This window comes from [Bacillus] selenitireducens MLS10 (assembly GCF_000093085.1).
Lineage (GTDB): Bacteria > Bacillota > Bacilli > Bacillales > Salisediminibacteriaceae > Salisediminibacterium > Salisediminibacterium selenitireducens.
The window spans coordinates 2,278,883-2,296,765 of record NC_014219.1 but is presented as its reverse complement, the minus strand read 5'-3'; the positions used below and the strand labels follow the sequence as shown (position 1 = coordinate 2,296,765).

The 17,883-nt window shown below is 42.6% G+C and carries 16 protein-coding genes; 15 read left to right on the top strand and 1 reads right to left on the bottom strand.

Annotation, left to right across the window (positions count from 1 at the left end):
- The first annotated feature begins 8 nt into the window (after window positions 1-8).
- The 7 genes from BSEL_RS10510 to BSEL_RS10485 all read left to right on the top strand — a co-directional run bounded on the left by BSEL_RS10510 (window position 9) and on the right by BSEL_RS10485 (window position 8,220).
- Window positions 9-1,214 carry an MFS transporter gene (locus BSEL_RS10510; RefSeq protein ID WP_013172987.1) on the top strand — a complete coding sequence of 402 codons (1,206 nt, stop codon included), beginning with the start codon at window positions 9-11 and terminating at the stop codon, window positions 1,212-1,214.
- Between the two features lie 73 nt (window positions 1,215-1,287).
- Window positions 1,288-1,458 carry a hypothetical protein gene (locus BSEL_RS17870; protein ID WP_013172986.1) on the top strand — a complete coding sequence of 57 codons (171 nt, stop codon included), beginning with the start codon at window positions 1,288-1,290 and terminating at the stop codon, window positions 1,456-1,458.
- A gap of 129 nt (window positions 1,459-1,587) precedes the next feature.
- A complete protein-coding gene (locus tag BSEL_RS10505; RefSeq protein ID WP_013172985.1) occupies window positions 1,588-2,841 on the top strand; it encodes an L-lactate MFS transporter in 1,254 nt (417 codons plus the stop codon).
- Window positions 2,842-3,016: 175 nt separating this feature from the next.
- Window positions 3,017-3,553 (top strand): DUF420 domain-containing protein, encoded by a 537-nt coding sequence (locus tag BSEL_RS10500; protein WP_013172984.1) that lies wholly within the window; start codon window positions 3,017-3,019, stop codon window positions 3,551-3,553.
- Between the two features lie 104 nt (window positions 3,554-3,657).
- The gene (gene pgmB, locus BSEL_RS10495; protein ID WP_013172983.1) at window positions 3,658-4,308 is read left to right on the top strand and encodes a beta-phosphoglucomutase; all 651 of its coding nucleotides are present in this window, start codon (window positions 3,658-3,660) and stop codon (window positions 4,306-4,308) included.
- Window positions 4,309-4,376: 68 nt separating this feature from the next.
- A complete protein-coding gene (locus BSEL_RS10490; RefSeq protein ID WP_013172982.1) occupies window positions 4,377-6,677 on the top strand; it encodes a glycoside hydrolase family 65 protein in 2,301 nt (766 codons plus the stop codon).
- Between the two features lie 115 nt (window positions 6,678-6,792).
- Window positions 6,793-8,220 (top strand): aldehyde dehydrogenase family protein, encoded by a 1,428-nt coding sequence (locus BSEL_RS10485; RefSeq protein ID WP_013172981.1) that lies wholly within the window; start codon window positions 6,793-6,795, stop codon window positions 8,218-8,220.
- Window positions 8,221-8,293: 73 nt separating this feature from the next.
- Here BSEL_RS10485 and acsA read toward each other — a convergent pair whose 3' ends face one another.
- Complete coding sequence (acsA, locus tag BSEL_RS10480) at window positions 8,294-10,006, bottom strand: acetate--CoA ligase (RefSeq protein ID WP_013172980.1); 1,713 nt, start codon at window positions 10,004-10,006, stop codon at window positions 8,294-8,296.
- Between the two features lie 180 nt (window positions 10,007-10,186).
- Between acsA and BSEL_RS17775 the strand changes: the two genes are divergently transcribed.
- From BSEL_RS17775 to BSEL_RS10445, 8 genes are all read left to right on the top strand, one after another.
- Entirely contained in the window at window positions 10,187-10,357 is a 171-nt protein-coding gene (locus BSEL_RS17775) for a hypothetical protein (protein WP_013172979.1), read from the top strand.
- 47 nt (window positions 10,358-10,404) lie between these two features.
- Window positions 10,405-11,793: a class II fumarate hydratase gene (gene fumC / locus BSEL_RS10475; RefSeq protein WP_013172978.1), complete on the top strand. Its 1,389-nt coding sequence runs from the start codon at window positions 10,405-10,407 to the stop codon at window positions 11,791-11,793.
- An 18-nt stretch (window positions 11,794-11,811) separates the two neighbouring features.
- A complete protein-coding gene (locus BSEL_RS10470) occupies window positions 11,812-12,744 on the top strand; it encodes a dipeptidase (protein WP_013172977.1) in 933 nt (310 codons plus the stop codon).
- Window positions 12,745-12,859: 115 nt separating this feature from the next.
- Entirely contained in the window at window positions 12,860-13,387 is a 528-nt protein-coding gene (msrA, locus tag BSEL_RS10465; protein WP_013172976.1) for a peptide-methionine (S)-S-oxide reductase MsrA, read from the top strand.
- Between the two features lie 2 nt (window positions 13,388-13,389).
- Window positions 13,390-13,821, top strand: a complete 432-nt coding sequence (gene msrB, locus BSEL_RS10460; RefSeq protein ID WP_013172975.1) for a peptide-methionine (R)-S-oxide reductase MsrB — start codon at window positions 13,390-13,392, stop codon at window positions 13,819-13,821.
- 136 nt (window positions 13,822-13,957) lie between these two features.
- Window positions 13,958-15,049 carry a D-alanyl-D-alanine carboxypeptidase family protein gene (locus tag BSEL_RS10455; RefSeq protein ID WP_013172974.1) on the top strand — a complete coding sequence of 364 codons (1,092 nt, stop codon included), beginning with the start codon at window positions 13,958-13,960 and terminating at the stop codon, window positions 15,047-15,049.
- Between the two features lie 214 nt (window positions 15,050-15,263).
- Window positions 15,264-16,469 carry an alpha/beta hydrolase gene (locus BSEL_RS10450; protein ID WP_013172973.1) on the top strand — a complete coding sequence of 402 codons (1,206 nt, stop codon included), beginning with the start codon at window positions 15,264-15,266 and terminating at the stop codon, window positions 16,467-16,469.
- Between the two features lie 23 nt (window positions 16,470-16,492).
- Entirely contained in the window at window positions 16,493-17,665 is a 1,173-nt protein-coding gene (locus BSEL_RS10445) for an aminotransferase A (RefSeq protein ID WP_013172972.1), read from the top strand.
- The last annotated feature ends 218 nt before the right edge of the window (window positions 17,666-17,883 follow it).

The following is a 17,883-nucleotide window of genomic DNA, read 5'->3' as shown; positions in this document are numbered from 1 at the left end:
CTTCTTCTATGAATACAAATCGAAACTTAGTTATTATGTGGATTGCGAATTTCTTTGTCGCTGCCAGCGCCACCATGGTACTCCCGTTTCTCTCTTTATACATTGAAACCTTTGGTGACTATTCAGAGGCCTATGTTCAAAGATGGAGCGGGCTGATCTTCGGTGTGACATTTCTGGCAGCTTTCTTTGTGTCACCAATTTGGGGAAGATTCGGTGACAAATATGGTCGAAAGCCGATACTCATTATCACAGGGTTTGGCATTGCTTTTTCAATACTTATGATGAGCTTTGTAAGTTCTGTCACAGAGTTGTTTTTTCTTCGACTCTTCATGGGTGTTGTAACCGGGTTTATTCCTACTTCGATTGCTCTTATCTCTGCGCAAACGAAAAAAGAAATAGCAGGCAAAGTGCTCGGCACACTGCAGATGGGAACGGTGTCGGGAGGTTTGTTTGGGCCATTAATTGGAGGTCTCCTTGCTGACAATGTAGGATTTGCCTATACATTTGTGATCACGGGCATCATTATATCAGCTTCAACGCTGCTTGTATGGTTCGGTATCCGTGAGAATAGAACTGAAATGCAGCGGGAGCAGGCGGCTCAAAACAGGCGGTCGATGTGGCAAGTTATCACAATGATCATTCGCAATCGCATTCTGTTGGCGACAATGCTGGTGTCGATGATGGTTCAAGTGGCAAACTTCTCAATCCAGCCACAGTTGGCATTGTTTACAGCAGAGCTCGTCGCGACTGAAGACGTAGCCTTACTGACAGGTATCGCGTTCTCTGTTACCGGTCTAGGTAATTTTCTGGCGACACGCTTTTGGGGTGTTCAAGGCGATAAATTCGGACATGATAAAATTCTGGTTATAACCATGCTGCTGGCGGGTATCTTTTTTATACCGCAGGGATTTGTCGGATCGATCTCCTTACTGATTGTATTCAGGTTTCTTTTTGGACTTGCCATTGGAGGAATCATTCCTTGTGTAACGGCCTATATACGAAACGCAGTGCCTTTGAATATGCAAGGTGAGGTGCTCGGGTATAATCAGAGTTTCCGGTTTCTCGGGAATGTTGTTGGGCCTGTCAGTGGCGGTCTCATCGCTGGCAGTTTCGGGATAACATCTGTGTTTGTAATGTCAGGCTTATTATTTTTCATTACAGCAGGCATATTCGTATTCATCCTTATCAACCACAGAAAAACTGACATGAAATAAACCGAATCTGCAAAGAACGACGATAACATTGTTGCAGTTCTAAATTATGATAATCTGTAAAGGTGTGATCAATATGGTTTTAACTGAAAAAGAAAAAAAGCTGTTGCTGAAGCTGTTGAAGAGAGAGCAGATGAAGAAATTTGCACTCAGACAAAACAGAAAAGATGTGAAGCAGCTGGCAGATAAATTTGAACAGAATTTAAGAAACCAAAAAGTAAATGAAACGAAGCCGTCAAAGCTTTAACAAGACTGTTCATAATATTGTAATAAAGTTTCGTAAGTTTTGTGAATTGTTGAGCTTTCGTGCCCGTTTGTACATTTGATCATGTACAGTAGGCATATAGAAAGATGTATGATGAGAGGTGGAATAATCATGGAAACAACAAAAAATCGGTGGTTGATCGCGCTGTCTGCGGTTGCAATTCACTTATCCATCGGTTCGGCTTATGCCTACAGTGTATTTCAATTACCAATTTCAAATCAGTTAGGATGGCAGACCTCCCAGGTATCGCTGGCATTTACCATAGCGATTTTCTTTTTGGGAATTTCGGCGGCTTTCTTCGGTCCTTTTGTAGAAAAAAGAGGGCCACGGGCTGCGGCAACACTTGCTGCAATTTTATTTTCATCAGGACTTTTGATTTCCGGTCTGTCAATCATGCTTGAATCATTACCTCTGTTTTTATTAGGCTATGGAGCGATTGGAGGTATGGGACTCGGGCTCGGTTATATTTCACCGGTTTCAACCTTGGTTAAATGGTTTCCTGACAGAAGAGGACTTGCAACAGGAATGGCTGTATTCGGTTTTGGTGCGGGAGCATTAATCGCGGGCCCTGTAGCTGCCTCATTAATTAACATCATAGGGATTGCGAATACATTCTTTGCACTCGGTGTTACGTTCTTTGCACTTATGATTTCAGGAGCTCTGTATATTGAAAGACCGCCGGAAGGGTGGAAGCCTGCATCCATGCAGGGGAATAGCGGATCGAAAAAAGAAGTGAAAGAAGATCTGGCTCAACTAACGGCAAAAGAAGCGCGAAAAACTCCGCGTTTTTGGATGCTATGGATTATGATGTTTGTAAACATCACTGTCGGTATTATGATTATCTCGGTAGCATCACCAATGGCACAGGAAAAAGTGGGAATGTCCATCATTGCAGCAGGAACCATGGTTGGTGTAATGGGGCTGTTTAATGGGGGAGGCCGTATAATTTGGGCTTCAGCCTCAGATTATATTGGAAGACAACGGATTTTTGTTATCTTCTTCGCCGTTCAATTTGCCGCATTTTTAATCCTGCCGTCAATCACGAATGTCATCGTTTTTCAAATTCTGATTTTCCTGGTCATTTCTATGTACGGCGGAGGTTTCGCTTCACTCCCGGCATTTATCGGAGATTTGTTTGGAACGAAAGAACTCGGCGCTATTCATGGGCTGTTGTTAACTTCATGGTCAATGGCTGGTGTTGTAGGACCCATGGCGGTCAGCTATGTACGAGAAACGACAGGAACCTATGATGCAACATTTTATATATTTGCAGGCCTCTTATTTGTTGCACTGGTGACATCTGTATTGATGATCCGAAATATCAATAAGGTAAAGGCTGAGAAATTGGAAAAAAAAGCAGCTTAAAGTAAAATTGGAACCCGGATTATCATGAGATGCCGGAAACCTCATTCCTGGGGTTTCCGGCTTTTGTAATGATTCTTTTGACGAATCAGGTTTCATTATGAATAAAGAGCGCCAATGTGTATAATAATAGGCGTCAACTTTATTATTTAGCTATCAGCTGGAATGGAGTCAACTTATGTGGCAATCAATCGTCAATCATCATGTGAGAACGGTAATCATTCTTTCAATTGTATTAAACGCAGTCATCATTCTTTTATCGGGTATGCCAGGATATCAAGGGGAGCTTCCGAATTGGATTACATATTTGCCTATGATGAATGCCATTTTCAACAGCTTTACGTTTGTATTTTTACTGGGCGCTTTGTTTAGCATATTGAATGGTCATGTACAATTGCATCAGCGTTTCATTTATGCAGCATTTACAACAACTTCTTTTTTTCTTGTGTCCTATGTAATCTTTCACTTTATGGCGGAATCAACGTCTTATGGAGGAAGTGGGTTTATGGCGGCTGTGTATTATTTTGTACTGATCACGCATATCGTACTTGCTGCGGTAATTGTTCCCCTTGCATTGATGAGTTTCTTTACAGGGTATAAGCGAATAGCATCAGTCCATAAAAAGTGGGTCAGATGGACAATGCCCCTCTGGCTGTATGTCAGTTTCACCGGAGTGCTCGTTTATTTGATGATATCCCCATATTATTCTTTTTAAATTCGTCACTATGACAAACCTTATATAAATTAAGAAAACCGCTTTCTTTTTGTTGCACCTTAAGCTAAAATTAGAGTTGGATAATGAAAAGAGGAGGGTAATGAATGGCGAAACCGAAAGCAGTACTATTTGACCTCGATGGTGTGATCGTCGATACGGCCACACATCATTACAAAGCCTGGAAGGCATTGGCAAATGAAATGGGCTTTGATTTTACTGAAGCGGATAACGAACGTTTAAAGGGTGTCAGCCGAGTTGAATCACTGAATATTCTTCTTGAAATCGGCAACGTGGAAAAAAATGATCAAGAGAAAGAGCAATTGGCAGCTCAAAAGAACGAACAGTATGTTAAAGCGATCTCAACAATGGATGATTCAGAAATCCTGCCAGGAGTAAAAGAATTTCTTCAGGAATTAAAGCAGGAAAACATTCCGTTTGCACTTGGTTCAGCAAGTAAAAATGCACCAACTATCTTAAAACAGATCAATCTCTATCATGACTTTGACGCCATCATTGATGGAAATTCAATCTCAAAAGCGAAACCGGACCCTGAGGTGTTTTTACAAGGAGCAGAGGCTCTCCAAGTGAATCCTGAAGATTGTGTCGTATTTGAAGATGCACAGTCTGGTATTGAAGCGGGGAAAGCAGCCGGAATGTATGTCGTCGGTGTTGGGAACCCTGAAGTGTTAAAGGGTGCGGATGATTACATTACACATATGACAGAGATGTCGGTAGAACGTATAACAAAAAAATAAAATTTTTTTAAAGAAGAGTGCAAACGATTGCATCGACTTGCATTTACACTTTACCAGGAGGGGAAATTATGAAACCTTATTTAAAAGAAGATCCATGGTCCATCATTGAAGAAGGATTTGACAAAGACAAACACGAAATATCCGAGAGTGTTTTCAGTCTGGGAAACGGACATATGGGGCAACGCGCGAATTTTGAAGAGACCTACACAGGAAGTACTTTACAGGGCAGTTATATGGCTGGTGTTTATTACCCTGACAAAACGAGAGTTGGCTGGTGGAAAAATGGCTATCCTGAATATTTTGCCAAGGTTTTAAATGCGACAAACTGGATTGGGTTAGATATTTCTGTTGATGGTACGGAACTTGATTTGAATCGGGCCGAGGTTAATGATTTTGTCAGGGAACTGAATATGAAAGAAGGATATCTGAAGCGCAGCTTCCGTGCAACAATTGCTGACGGCAAAGACATCAAAGTAGAGGCTACTCGATTTGTCAGCGTTGCCATGAAAGAAATCGGCGCTATTGAGTACAAGATTACCCCGCTTACGTTTGATGGGGAACTTACATTGCGCTCATATCTTGATGGGGACATCATGAATAAAGATGCCAACTATGATGAAAAATTCTGGTCCAAAGTATCAGAATCAGCGGAAGGGTCAAGGGCTCATGTGACAGTCAAAACAAAGAAACTGGATTTTGTTTATGCATCTTTAAAAGAGACAAAAGTCGTTCATGCCGGAGAAGAGATTTCCCCTGCAGAATGCAAAACAGCTGAAAAATACGCTGAAGTGACATTTACGGCCCCACTTAAAAAGAATGAAGCCACAACCATTTATAAGTTTGCGGCAAATGTGACTAACCGGGATCATGAGGATCAGAAACTTCTTGATGTTGCGAAAGAAAAACTGAATCAGGCAATTGAAAAAGGTTTTGATACATTAAAAAAAGAACAAGCTGATGAATGGAACAAAAAATGGGAAGACAGCGATATTGTTATTGAAGGAGATGTCGCTGCTCAACAGGGAATCCGTTTTAATATTTTTCAGATGAATCAAACCTATACCGGGGAAGATGCTCGTTTAAACATCGGACCTAAAGGATTCACTGGCGAGAAATATGGCGGAAGTACCTATTGGGATACAGAGGCGTATTGCCTGCCTTTCTATCTGGCGACTGCAGATCAGCGTATTCCGAAAAATCTGCTTGTTTATCGCCACAATCATCTTGAAAAGGCGAAGGAAAATGCAGGGAAGCTTGGCTTCACAAAGGGTGCGCTCTACCCAATGGTGACGATGAATGGGGAGGAGTCCCATAATGAATGGGAAATCACATTTGAGGAAATTCACCGAAATGGTGCCATTGCATATGCGATTTATAACTATGTCAATTACACTGGTGATAAATCCTACATCGGCGAACTCGGTATCGAAGTACTTGTTGAGATTTCCCGCTTTTGGGAAGAACGCGTCCATTATGTACCAAAGAAAGATGTCTATATGATGCATGGCGTGACCGGACCGAATGAGTACGAAAACAATGTCAACAACAACTGGTACACAAATCGAATTGCCAGCTGGACACTTGAATACACATTGTTTGCGCTGGACTATTTGAAAGATTCAGATCCGGAACTTTATAAAAAATGGATCACAAAACTCGACCTGAAAGATCATGAAACAGAAAAATGGTTAACGATCATTGACAAAATGTACTATCCGGAAGATAAGGAAAATGGTATTTTCCTTCAGGCGGACAACTTTGAAGATAAAGAGATTATGCCTGTTTCCGACCTTGATGAGAAACACCTTCCTTTAAATCAGAACTGGTCATGGGACAGGATTTTAAGATCCTGCTTTATAAAACAGGCAGATGTTTTACAAGGGATGTATTTCCTGAACCACGAGTTCGATATTGAAACAAAGAAGCGGAATTTTGATTATTATGAGCCGATGACAGTTCATGAAAGTTCACTGTCTCCTTGTGTACATTCGATTCTGGCATGTGAACTTGGCTATAAAGAGAAAGCATACGAAATGTATTTGAGAACTGCCCGTCTTGATTTGGATAATTACAATAACGACACAGAAGACGGCTGCCACATAACAAGTATGGCAGGAACATGGATGTCTGTGGTTGAAGGCTTCGGTGGAATGAAGGTAAAAAATGATCAGCTGATATTGAATCCATTTATTCCTGGACAATGGTCCTCATTTTCATTCAAAGTGGTGTTCAGAGGTACCCGTTTGTTGATTAAGGTGACACAGGATCAGGTAGTTGTAAATAATGAGACAGATGTGAAAGCTGATCTTGTCATTCACGGTGAAACATACAGCCTTGATGGAAAGGGAGAACTATCCATTAATCATTAATTGTAAGACTCAAGATCGGAAATTCCTTAACGGAGTTTCCGATTTTTTTGATTGATGATGGAATGACAAGGGAAGATGTATCTCATAGAAGCTTCAACGTTAAGGAGGATGTATAATGGAAACGTATAAATTATTTATTAATGGAAAATGGCAGGATGCAGATACCTGTGAGGTCTTATACAGTCCTTTTGAACAAGATGAAATTGGCTGTATACCTGTTGCAGGAAGTGAAGAAACGCACCTGGCGATTTCTGCTGCTGAGGAAGCATTCTCTTCATATGCGGCTTTACCTGCGTATGTAAAGAGCGATATTTTGTCCAATGTGGCTACTTTACTCAAAGAGCAAAGAGAACCTGCTGCACGTCTTATTGCCATTGAAGCAGGCAAACCATTATCAGCGGCAAGAGAGGAAGTTTCAAGGGCAATTATGACGTACACATTATCCGCTGAAGAAGCGAGGAGACTTCCATCCGAACAGTTGAATATGGATGCCGTTCCCGGAGGGGAAAGAAAAACGGCGTATGTGAAGCGTAAACCATACGGCGTTGTTGGTGCGATTACACCATTTAACTTCCCCTTTAACCTCGTCGCTCATAAAATAGGGCCCGCGATTGCAGCAGGAAATACTGTTATCCTGAAGCCTGCCTCACAAACACCTTTGAGCGCATTTTTTATTGCGGATCTTTTTCATAAAGCAGGACTTCCAGATGGTGTATTAAACGTTATAACAGGTAAAGGACACACAACAGGGATGCAGCTGGTCAGAGATCCAAGAGTCAAAATCATTACGTTTACCGGGAGTGAACAAGTCGGGAAACAATTACAAATGGAGGCTTACGAGAAGAAACTCATTCTTGAGTTGGGTTCGAACTCTGCCGTCATTATAGGTGATGATGTGGATGTGAAACAGATTTCTTCAAAACTTGTGAAAGGAGCCTTCGGCTACCAGGGACAGGTATGTATCTCTGTTCAACGGATTTTTGTTCAAAAAAAGAATTACAGGTCATTATTAAAAGCGTTAAAGCAAGAGGCAGAGGAACAGGTTAAAGGTTCTCCTTTGGATGAGGCAGTAACCGTTTCGAGTATCATTTCTGCAAAAGAAGCTGACAGGATTGAAACTTGGGTGCAAGAGGCAGTTGAGAAAGGCGCGGAGGCGATTACTCAGCCAAAACGCGAAGGAAATATCATACAACCGGTAATTCTGACTCAAACTACACCGGATATGTCAGTAAATGCTGAGGAAGTGTTTGGTCCAATTGTGACGGTTGAACCCTTTGAAACTTGGGAAGAGGCTGTACAAATGGTCAATCAGTCTCGTTATGAATTGCAGGCAGGTGTATTTACAAACAGAATGGATGATGCTTTTTACGCTGCAGAAGCCATCGAGGCTGGAGGCGTCCATATCAATGAAATACCCACGTACAGAGCAGATCATATGCCATACGGAGGCGTGAAAAACAGCGGGACTGGCAGGGAAGGTGTCAAATATGCAATCGAAGAAATGACCGCTCGCAAATTGATTACATTTCAATCCCTTCCTTAACAAATGATGACTGATATTAAGCCAAACAGAAACAGCCAGTCTCGCATGAGCACTGGCTGTTCGCTTATTACAATTAATCATCCATTGTAGACAGGTCTCCTGCAGGTTCATCGAGTTCCCATGCTTTGAGTACCCGTCTCATGATCTTTCCGCTTCTGGTTTTCGGTAACTTTTCTTTATATTCGATTTCTCTTGGCACCGCATGTGCGGAAAGTTCAGATTTGATAAAGGCCTGAATATCTTCTTTTAATTCATCAGAAAACGTATATCCGGACCTCAAAGAGATAAATGCTTTAATAATTTGACCTCTCAGTTCATCGGGTTTGCCAATGACGCCTGCTTCTGCAACGGCGGGGTGTTCCACAAGCTTACTCTCAATTTCAAATGGCCCCACTCGTTCTCCGGATGTATTAATCACATCATCGTTACGGCCTTGAAACCAAAAGTAGCCTTCTTCATCCATATAAGCAGTATCACCTGATACATACCAGCCGTCAAAATAAAAGTAATCCTTAAACTTCGCTTCATTTTTCCATATTTTTCTCATTTGTGATGGCCAGCCTGCTTTGATGGCCAAGTGCCCCATTTCCCCGGGCGGAACTTCCTTCCCCTGATTATCGAGAATAGCTGCCGTAATACCGGGAAACGGTTTTCCCATGGATCCGGGTTTTATTGGTTCGGATGGGTAATTGCAGATAAGCATACCGCCTGTTTCAGTCATCCACCATGTATCATGGATTCGTTTGCCGTAGGCCTCCATACCCCATCTCACAACCTCAGGATTAAGCGGCTCCCCAACACTTAATACGTGTCTTAATGACCCCAAATCAGCCTTTTCAAGGATATCTCTCGGTGCGGACATCAGCATTCTGAAAGCAGTTGGCGCTGAATACCAGACTGTAACGCTGTATTTTTCGATGGTGCCATACCAATCCCCCGGTGAGAATCGCCCGCCTCTTACAACATTTGTGATACCGTTTAACCATGGACCGAATATACCGTAACTCGTACCGGTGACCCAACCTGGATCAGCGGTGCACCAGTATATATCATCTGCTTTTAAATCAAGAACCCACTTAGCAGTTTGATAGTGCTGAATCATCGCATTATGGACATGATAAACGCCTTTTGGTTTTCCTGTTGAACCGGATGTGTAGTGAAGAATCATCCCGTCTTCCCGGTCCATCCACTCAATAGCTCCATCGTCATCTGAAGACGCTTTCATTTCGTCAGAAAAGGAATAAAACCGTTCATCGGATATGTCGTGCTCACCATAAATAATAATGGTTTTCAAATGTGGAAGTTCATCAACCGGGATCCGCTGAAGCAGTTCAGGAGTTGTGACAATCGACACAGCCTCGCTGTCTTCAAGCCTTGCCCTGACGGCTTCTTTCATGAAAGCTTCAAACAATGGTCCTGTTACCGCCCCGGCTTTAATGGCACCGAGAAGGGCTGTATAGAGTTCCGGAGATCTCGGCATGAAAATGAATACCCGGTCTCCTTTTTCGATACCGAGGCGTTTAAACATGTGTGCAGCCTGGTTCGTTGTTTTCATAAGATCTTCGAATGAATATACCTCATCTCTTGATTGATCGGAGTACAACAGGGCAGTCTTTGCACCATTTCCATTTGCAACATGTCGGTCAATGCACTCATATGCAGCATTGACTTTCCCGGTCTTATACCAGGAGAATTCCTTTTCTGTTTCAGTCCATGAAAACTCTTCTCTGGTTTTGTCATAATCTTGAAGTTGAGTATGTCCTGATTCAGGCATTAGTTTTTCCATAAGTACCCCTCCAAAGTTCACAATATTGTCACAAATGTGGTTGTGTCTTATCATATCTTTATTTGTCGGAAAATTCAAATATAAAATTCTTGTGAAATATTATTCAAGACTTTCTTGATTGATTAAGATGGAATTGATTTTTTTTCGTGAAATGGTACCCTTAAGTGGGAGTGATATTGAATGAATGAACTGTTAATACTCGTTTTGGTTATACTTTTGGCAGTATTTCTTTTCAGAATTGTCGGAACTCTGATCCGTATCGCCATCACGGCAGCATTGATTTTTGTCATCTACACCGTCATAATGGATGCTTCTGCTTCTGCAATGGTGCAGAAGTGTTGTATACTTTAGGTTGTAAGGGGTTTCAAAAATTTGATCAAATGGGGAGGTTTTTTACAATGAGTTACCGTATTGAAAAAGACACGCTCGGAGAAGTGCAAGTGCCGGAAGACAAATGGTGGGGGGCACAGACACAAAGAAGTTTGCAAAATTTCAAAATCGGTGAAGAGAAAATGCCGAAACAGGTTGTCGAGGCATTCACGATTTTGAAAGAGGCGACTGCAGCTGCCAACCTGCGGCTCGAGAACATGGACGAAGAAAAAAGCAAGATGATTCAGCGTGTTTGCCAGGAGCTGCGAGAAGACGCTACATACAGCCATTTCCCACTTGTCGTGTGGCAAACCGGGAGTGGCACTCAATCAAATATGAACATGAATGAAGTCGTTGCTCACCGATCAAATCAGTTGTTTGAAGAGCAAGGATCCAACACGAGAATTCATCCAAACGATGATGTGAATCGTTCTCAAAGCTCAAATGATACATTCCCGACAGCCATGCATATTGCGGCGGTAAAAGATGTTCAAGAACGTTTACTGCCTTCTTTGCAGCGCTTAAGAGGTGTCATCGAAGATAAAGTGGCTGCTTTTGATCATGTCATCAAAATCGGACGCACTCACCTGCAGGATGCAACACCGCTGACGCTGGGGCAGGAGATGAGTGGTTGGGCCTATATGCTGAAACGGTCAGAAGACATGATATCTGAATCTCTCAAACAGCTGCAACCTCTGGCAATTGGCGGTACAGCCGTCGGTACAGGGATCAATGCCCATCCGGACTTCGGTGCGATGACTGCTGAGGAGATTGCCAGAATCACCGGCCTTCCTTTCGAATCATCTGCCAATAAGTTTCACGCTTTAACAAGCCATGATGAGATGGTTTATGTCCACGGCGCTATAAAAGGACTTGCTGCGGATTTAATGAAAATTGCGAATGATGTCCGATGGCTTTCGAGCGGTCCACGATCCGGGATTGGTGAATTGACGATTCCGGCAAATGAACCGGGAAGCTCGATCATGCCGGGCAAGGTCAATCCTACTCAGTCTGAAGCCATCACGATGGCTGTCACTCAGGTCATGGGGAATGATGCGACCATTGGATTTGCTGCCTCTCAGGGCAACTTCGAGTTAAATGTTTTTAAACCGGTTATCATTTATAATTTCCTGCAATCTGTCAGACTTCTTGCTGATGCCATGGACTCATTTAACGACAAATGTGCAGTTGGAATTGAAGCAAATGAAGATACGATTGCTGAGCATGTAAAAAATTCTCTGATGCTGGTTACGGCATTGAATCCTTATATCGGATATGAAAAGGCAGCGACAATTGCCAAGACTGCTTTTGCCAACCAGTCAACATTAAAAGAAACGGCTGTTGAACTTGGCTATTTATCAGCAGAGCAGTTCGATGAGTACATTGATCTTGAAAAAATGGTACGTCCAAAAGCCTGATCTAAAGGAGCACATGATTTGAACATTTATGATCTGCACTGTGATGCATTGTTAAAATTATATGAAGACAGAACCCGATCCTTCAAGAACAGTCCCGATCTTGAAGTGAATGCTGAACGCATACGAGAGGGTCAGATTAAAATGCAGTTTTTCGCGATATTTATTGAGCCTGACACACCTTCCGACATCATGTTCGATGCGGCTTTACAGCAGATTGACCTCTTTCATACGGAAGTGTTGAGCCAAAGTGATGATATTGTCAAAATCACCTCATGGCATCAGCTCAAGGATTTGAAATCACACCAGACCGGTGCGGTTTTGACGCTCGAAGGCGCAGATGCATTCGGAAATGATTTTTCAAAATGGCGTATTCTCAAAGAACTCGGTGTTATGTCCCTTGGAGTAACATGGAATCAGGCCAACCTTTGCTGTGACGGCATTGGTGAATCGAGAGGGGGCGGCCTGACGGATTTCGGTAAAGAGATCGTCGCATTTAACAATCGTCATGGCCTTTTGACCGATGTCTCTCATATTTCACTTGCGGGTTTTGAAGATGTACTTGATTTAGCTGATTTCCCTATTGCCACTCATTCAAATGCATACAGCCTGTGCAGTCACCGGAGAAATCTGCGTGATGAGCAACTTGACAGGCTGATAGAAAAAGGAGCATTGATTGGTGTAGTATTTAATCCGCCGTTTATAGATGAACAAGATGAAGCAACGATTCCTGCATTAATCAGGCATATCGATTACATTTGCAAACGGGGTGGAAGCAAACTGATTTCGTTCGGTTCTGATTTTGACGGTATAGCGAGTTACGTAAAGGATCTTGATCATGCCGGGGCTTATCAGAATCTGATTACAGAACTGCTTAAATCATATAGTCAAGATGAGGTCGAGGGCTTTGCATGGAAGAATGCACACCGCTTTTTGACATCAATCAATCACTAAATCAACCTGAACCTCTCCTGTATTGACGGGGGAGGTTTTTCTGACACAAAGTCGGGTAAATGCTATAATAACAGTGCATGACATTTTAATTCATTATTTAAGGGAGTGCTGACATATGTCTGAGCAATTCAGAAAAGCAACCTTTGCCGGAGGCTGTTTCTGGTGCATGGTAAAGCCATTTGATGAAGAAGATGGGATTGAAGAAGTGATCAGTGGGTATACCGGTGGTACGAAGCCAAATCCCACTTACAAAGAAGTCTGCTCGGAAACGACAGGACATCGAGAAGCGGTACAAATCACGTATGACCCTGAAAAAGTTGACTATGAGGATTTGGTCGATTTGTTTTGGCAACAGATTGATCCTACCGATGCTGGAGGACAGTTTCACGATCGGGGTCATTCTTATACAACAGCGATCTATTATCATGACGATGAACAAAAGGAGATCGCAGAACGTTCCAAACTGAAACTTGACGAAAGCGGGAAATTCCACAAGCCTGTTGTCACGGACATTTTACCTGCTAAAGCTTTTTATCTTGCAGAAGATTATCACCAGGATTATCACAAAAAGAATCCGATGCATTATAAAATGTACAGAAAAGGCAGTGGCAGAGAAGACTATATCAAAGGAACGTGGGGGTAAACATGAAAGATAAAAACGAACGGATCAATGCTTTGACACCTATTCAATTTCAGGTGACCCAGCAAGATGGAACAGAACCGCCATTTGATAATCCGCTGTGGGATTTTTTCGAACCCGGTATTTATGTCGATATTGTCAGTGGTGAGCCGTTATTTTTGTCAAATGATAAATTCCACTCCAATTGTGGGTGGCCGAGTTTTTCAAAGCCGATATCAGAAGATGCGCTTGTCGAAAAGAAAGATACCAAGCTGATGATGATGCGCATTGAGGTGAGAAGTAAGGAAGCTGATTCCCATCTTGGCCATGTCTTTAACGATGGTCCTGAACCGACCGGATTAAGATACTGCATTAATTCTGCTGCAATCAGATTTATACCGAAAAGCGATATGGCTGAGGAAGGCTATGAAGAATATGTCCATTTAATCAAATCGTAAGGTCTTTTAAAAACCCGTATAATCCCATTTGTTTATGGGATTTACGGGTTTTTATTTGTAAGGTTCCTGTAATTGTTTCTTTCTTTATTTCGCGGTAAAGTACATGGTAGAGCCAACCGCGAAGGAGTGCGCAAATATGATCTCAAGACATGTAAGCATCTATGCAGCAGGAGTTATACTATTTACCGGGATAATGGTCATGCTCATGCCCATTCAGATATCAGCAGAAGATGAAGTAGTCAGTGAGGCCTATGCAGTAATTGATGCTAAGACGGGCACATTGTTGGATGGAAAGAATCACAGGGAAGAAATGTATCCGGCAAGTTTGACAAAAATAGCAACGGCTGTCATTGCCATCGAACACCTGGATTTAGATGAGGAAGTCACGATCAGTAATAAAGCCATTCATGCGGATGGAACAAGAGTGTATCTTGAAGAAGGTGAATCACTCACAGTGGAACAGCTTTTATACGGAATCATGATCAGTTCTGCAAATGATGCAAGCATTGCTCTTGCAGAACATATCGCAGGATCCGTGGAAGCATTCAGCCGTTTGATGAATACATATATTCAAAATGAGATTGGTCTCGAGAACACCTATTTTACGAATCCTCACGGGTTATTTGATGAAGAGCATGTGACCACGGCAGAGGATATGGCCCGTATCATGAAATATGCCCTTGAGAATGATACGTACAGAGAACTCGCTGAAAAAACGGACTATCATTGGCAGTCTGAAGGTTGGGATACCCGGATCTTTCATCATCATGCGATGAGGAGGCACTATGACTTTGTGACGGCGGGAAAAAACGGTTTTGTTTCACAATCTGGTTTGACATTGGCTACTTCCGGTATTCAGGATCAAACCGAACTGATTGTAGTCAATCTCAATGCTCCATCCCGTTCCCGAATTGTATCAGATACATTAACGCTGTTCGAACGTAATTTTGACTTATATGAGACCGTGACAATTGATATTCCACCATCACTGTTCCCTCGAACTGCCAAAGCACCCGATTCTGTTGCACTGACGACTTTGCAAAATGAACCGGTCCGTCTTACGGTCTCTGAGCAATATCTGATGTTCAGAGGACATGCAGGACGACTTATTCATTTTCAACGCATACCAATATCAGATTCATTTGCCCTACATCGTAAATCCATCATCCGGCATTATCCGGAGTCTGCTTATTTAATCGAAGAACCGTTTATTGCAAGATTGAATTAAACAGTTAAGATGAGTTGGTATCATCCACTGTGTCTGCTAAAATAAGAAACAATACTCAATAAGATCACGCCAAGTTTTTTGAATTCCATCTGACCGACATCATTTGATGGATACCCACAGGTTCTCATCTGAAGAATCTGAGACAGGTGTGTGTCAGAGTAGTATAGAGTACGTCGTTTGAGAGACTCTGAACAGTGATGGAGGCGCATCTGTAATGGCTAATGTTACGATTTGGCTGAAGCGGATCGGTTTTTTTATGATTATGGCAACAGGGGCATTTATCATCGCTGTGGCAACTGCCGTATTTTACTGGCAGTCCACCGATGCCGGACGGCTCCCCGCTAAAACAGCCGTCGTGCTTCATGCCATTAATAATAACCTCGTACCTTTGGATATCGATATTCAGTTACCTGATTTTTTAAGTGGCGCCAGTTCACCTGGCGGTACCGGTTCAAGAATGGTGAGGGAGGATATCAGTATTCCAGTAACAGAGGATCATGATATTCCTGCCCGGGTTTATTACCCAAATACAGACGGCCCGCATCCAATGATGATGTATTATCATGGAGGCGCATTTATGGAAGGATACGGGAATCTGGAAACGCATGACAATATCATCCGATCCATTGCAAGACGTACAAACAGTGTTGTAATTGCACCTTCATACCGGTTGGCTCCGTCCTACGTCTATCCCACAGCAATTGAAGACAGTTATGCTGCGTTAACCTGGGCAATGGAGCATGCAGATCGTTTCAATGGAAATCCTTCTCAAATGAATGTAGCCGGTGACAGTGCCGGCGGAAATATTGCTACCGTTGTCTCAATGATGGCCAGAGACAGAGAAGGACCGGAGATTCAATCTCAGGTCCTTCTGTATCCGCTGACAACATTTCTCGAAGTGCCTTTTGATTCCCGGGATCGTTACGACAGCGGTTACTTTTTACTTTCACGTTCAGTTATGTTCCGTGCAAGAGATTTATATACACCTCAGGAATTAATGTGGACAAGCCCCTATACGTCGCCTCTTCATGCCCCGGACCTGTCGGGTCTTCCGCCTGCGCTGATTATAACGGCGCAATTTGATCCGCTGCGTGATGAGGGAGAAGCATATGCGGTGCGGTTGTTTGACTCTGGCGTTCCGGTAAAACTTACCCGGTATGAAGGTGTGATGCATGCATTCATTTCCTTTTATGAAGTGATGCAAAGCGGACGGGACGGTCTAACGGAAGTTACCGGATTCATCAGAGAAGTGAACAGCGGTCAGTTAGAAAGTGAACAGGACCGACTGACCCTCTCTGTTGCTCCTCCACCGCAAGGGGCAGATCGAATAAGAGATCAGTCTGAAGCGTTTGCGATCGGCACCTATTTATTATTCCGGACAGGAATGAATATGTTTAACAGCATACTGTACAAAGAATAATCGACGAAGTGATGGTGAATAACATGACAAATGAAACAGATATGAACAGCCGAATCGGTTCGAAGGCCGCTTCGATACAACTGTCAGGGATCAGACGTTTTTTTAATCAGGTACAACATTATCCTGATGCTGTTCAATTAACACTTGGCCAGCCTGATTTTCCGACTCCTGTCCATATAAAAGAGGCTGCTATAAATGCGATCGAACAAAATCATACCACTTATACAGCCAATGCCGGGATCATGCCGCTTCGAGAAGCTGTATCGGCGTTTATGCAGGACAAGTATAATCTTTCTTTTCATCCGGAGAATGAAATCATTGTCACTGCAGGAGCTTCCCAAGCGATAGATACAGCATTACGAACGTTGCTTGATCCCGGGGATGAAGTGTTGATTCCCGCCCCTGTATATCCTGCTTATGAACCGGTGATCAAATTAGCGGGTGCTACTCCGGTTCTGATCGACACATCCAATACTTCATTTAAATTGACCGTAAACCAGATCAAAGCCAACGAAACTTCCAAAACAAAAGTGATCATTTTTCCATATCCATCAAATCCAACGGGGGTTGTTATGACGAAGGATGAACTCATTGAACTGGGTGATTTTTTGCAAAACCGTCCCTACTTCGTATTAGCTGATGAAATTTATTCAGAATTGAATGAATCAGGGCAACATACATCTATTGGTAATATTAAAGGCATGAGAGAAAAAACGATCGTGATCAACGGGGTCAGTAAATCTCACGCGATGACGGGTTGGCGAATCGGCTTTCTTATGGCACCTGCTTACCTGATTACACATATGATCAAGGTGCACCAGTACAATATCAGCTGTGCATCGTCCATCAGTCAATATGCAGCTTTGGCTGCCATGACAGACGGTAAGTATGATGCCGAGCAGATGAGAATGGCATATGCAAAGAGAAGAGATTTTGTTTTGCGTCGATTAGACGACATTGGGATCCCTGTGACAGAACCAAAAGGAGCATTTTATGTCTTTCCATCAATAAAGAAAAAAGGACTTTCCTCAATGGATTTTGCCTTAAAACTTCTCGAGCAGGAAAAATTGGCGGTTGTTCCAGGCGATGCATTCTCGGAATTTGGAGAGGGGTATATCAGGATTTCGTATGCTTATGCCATGGCAGAATTAGAAGAAGCGATGAATCGTCTCGAAAGATTTTGGTTCAGTCTGTAGGTGAGTTATCAACAGTATAATCAGGTATACTCAGAGCACACGGGAAGTTATTCCTGTGTGTTTTTTATTGTTCCCGATGTCAAAAAACTGAGCTTACTGTCGAGTAAAGTAGTGTGAGTCATTTTAAAAATGGGTATTGTGATAAAGGAAACGCGTGTCCCTTTAAGACAAGGGCTAAAAGTGATAAACTACACATGAAAGCGATTAACACCATTTGT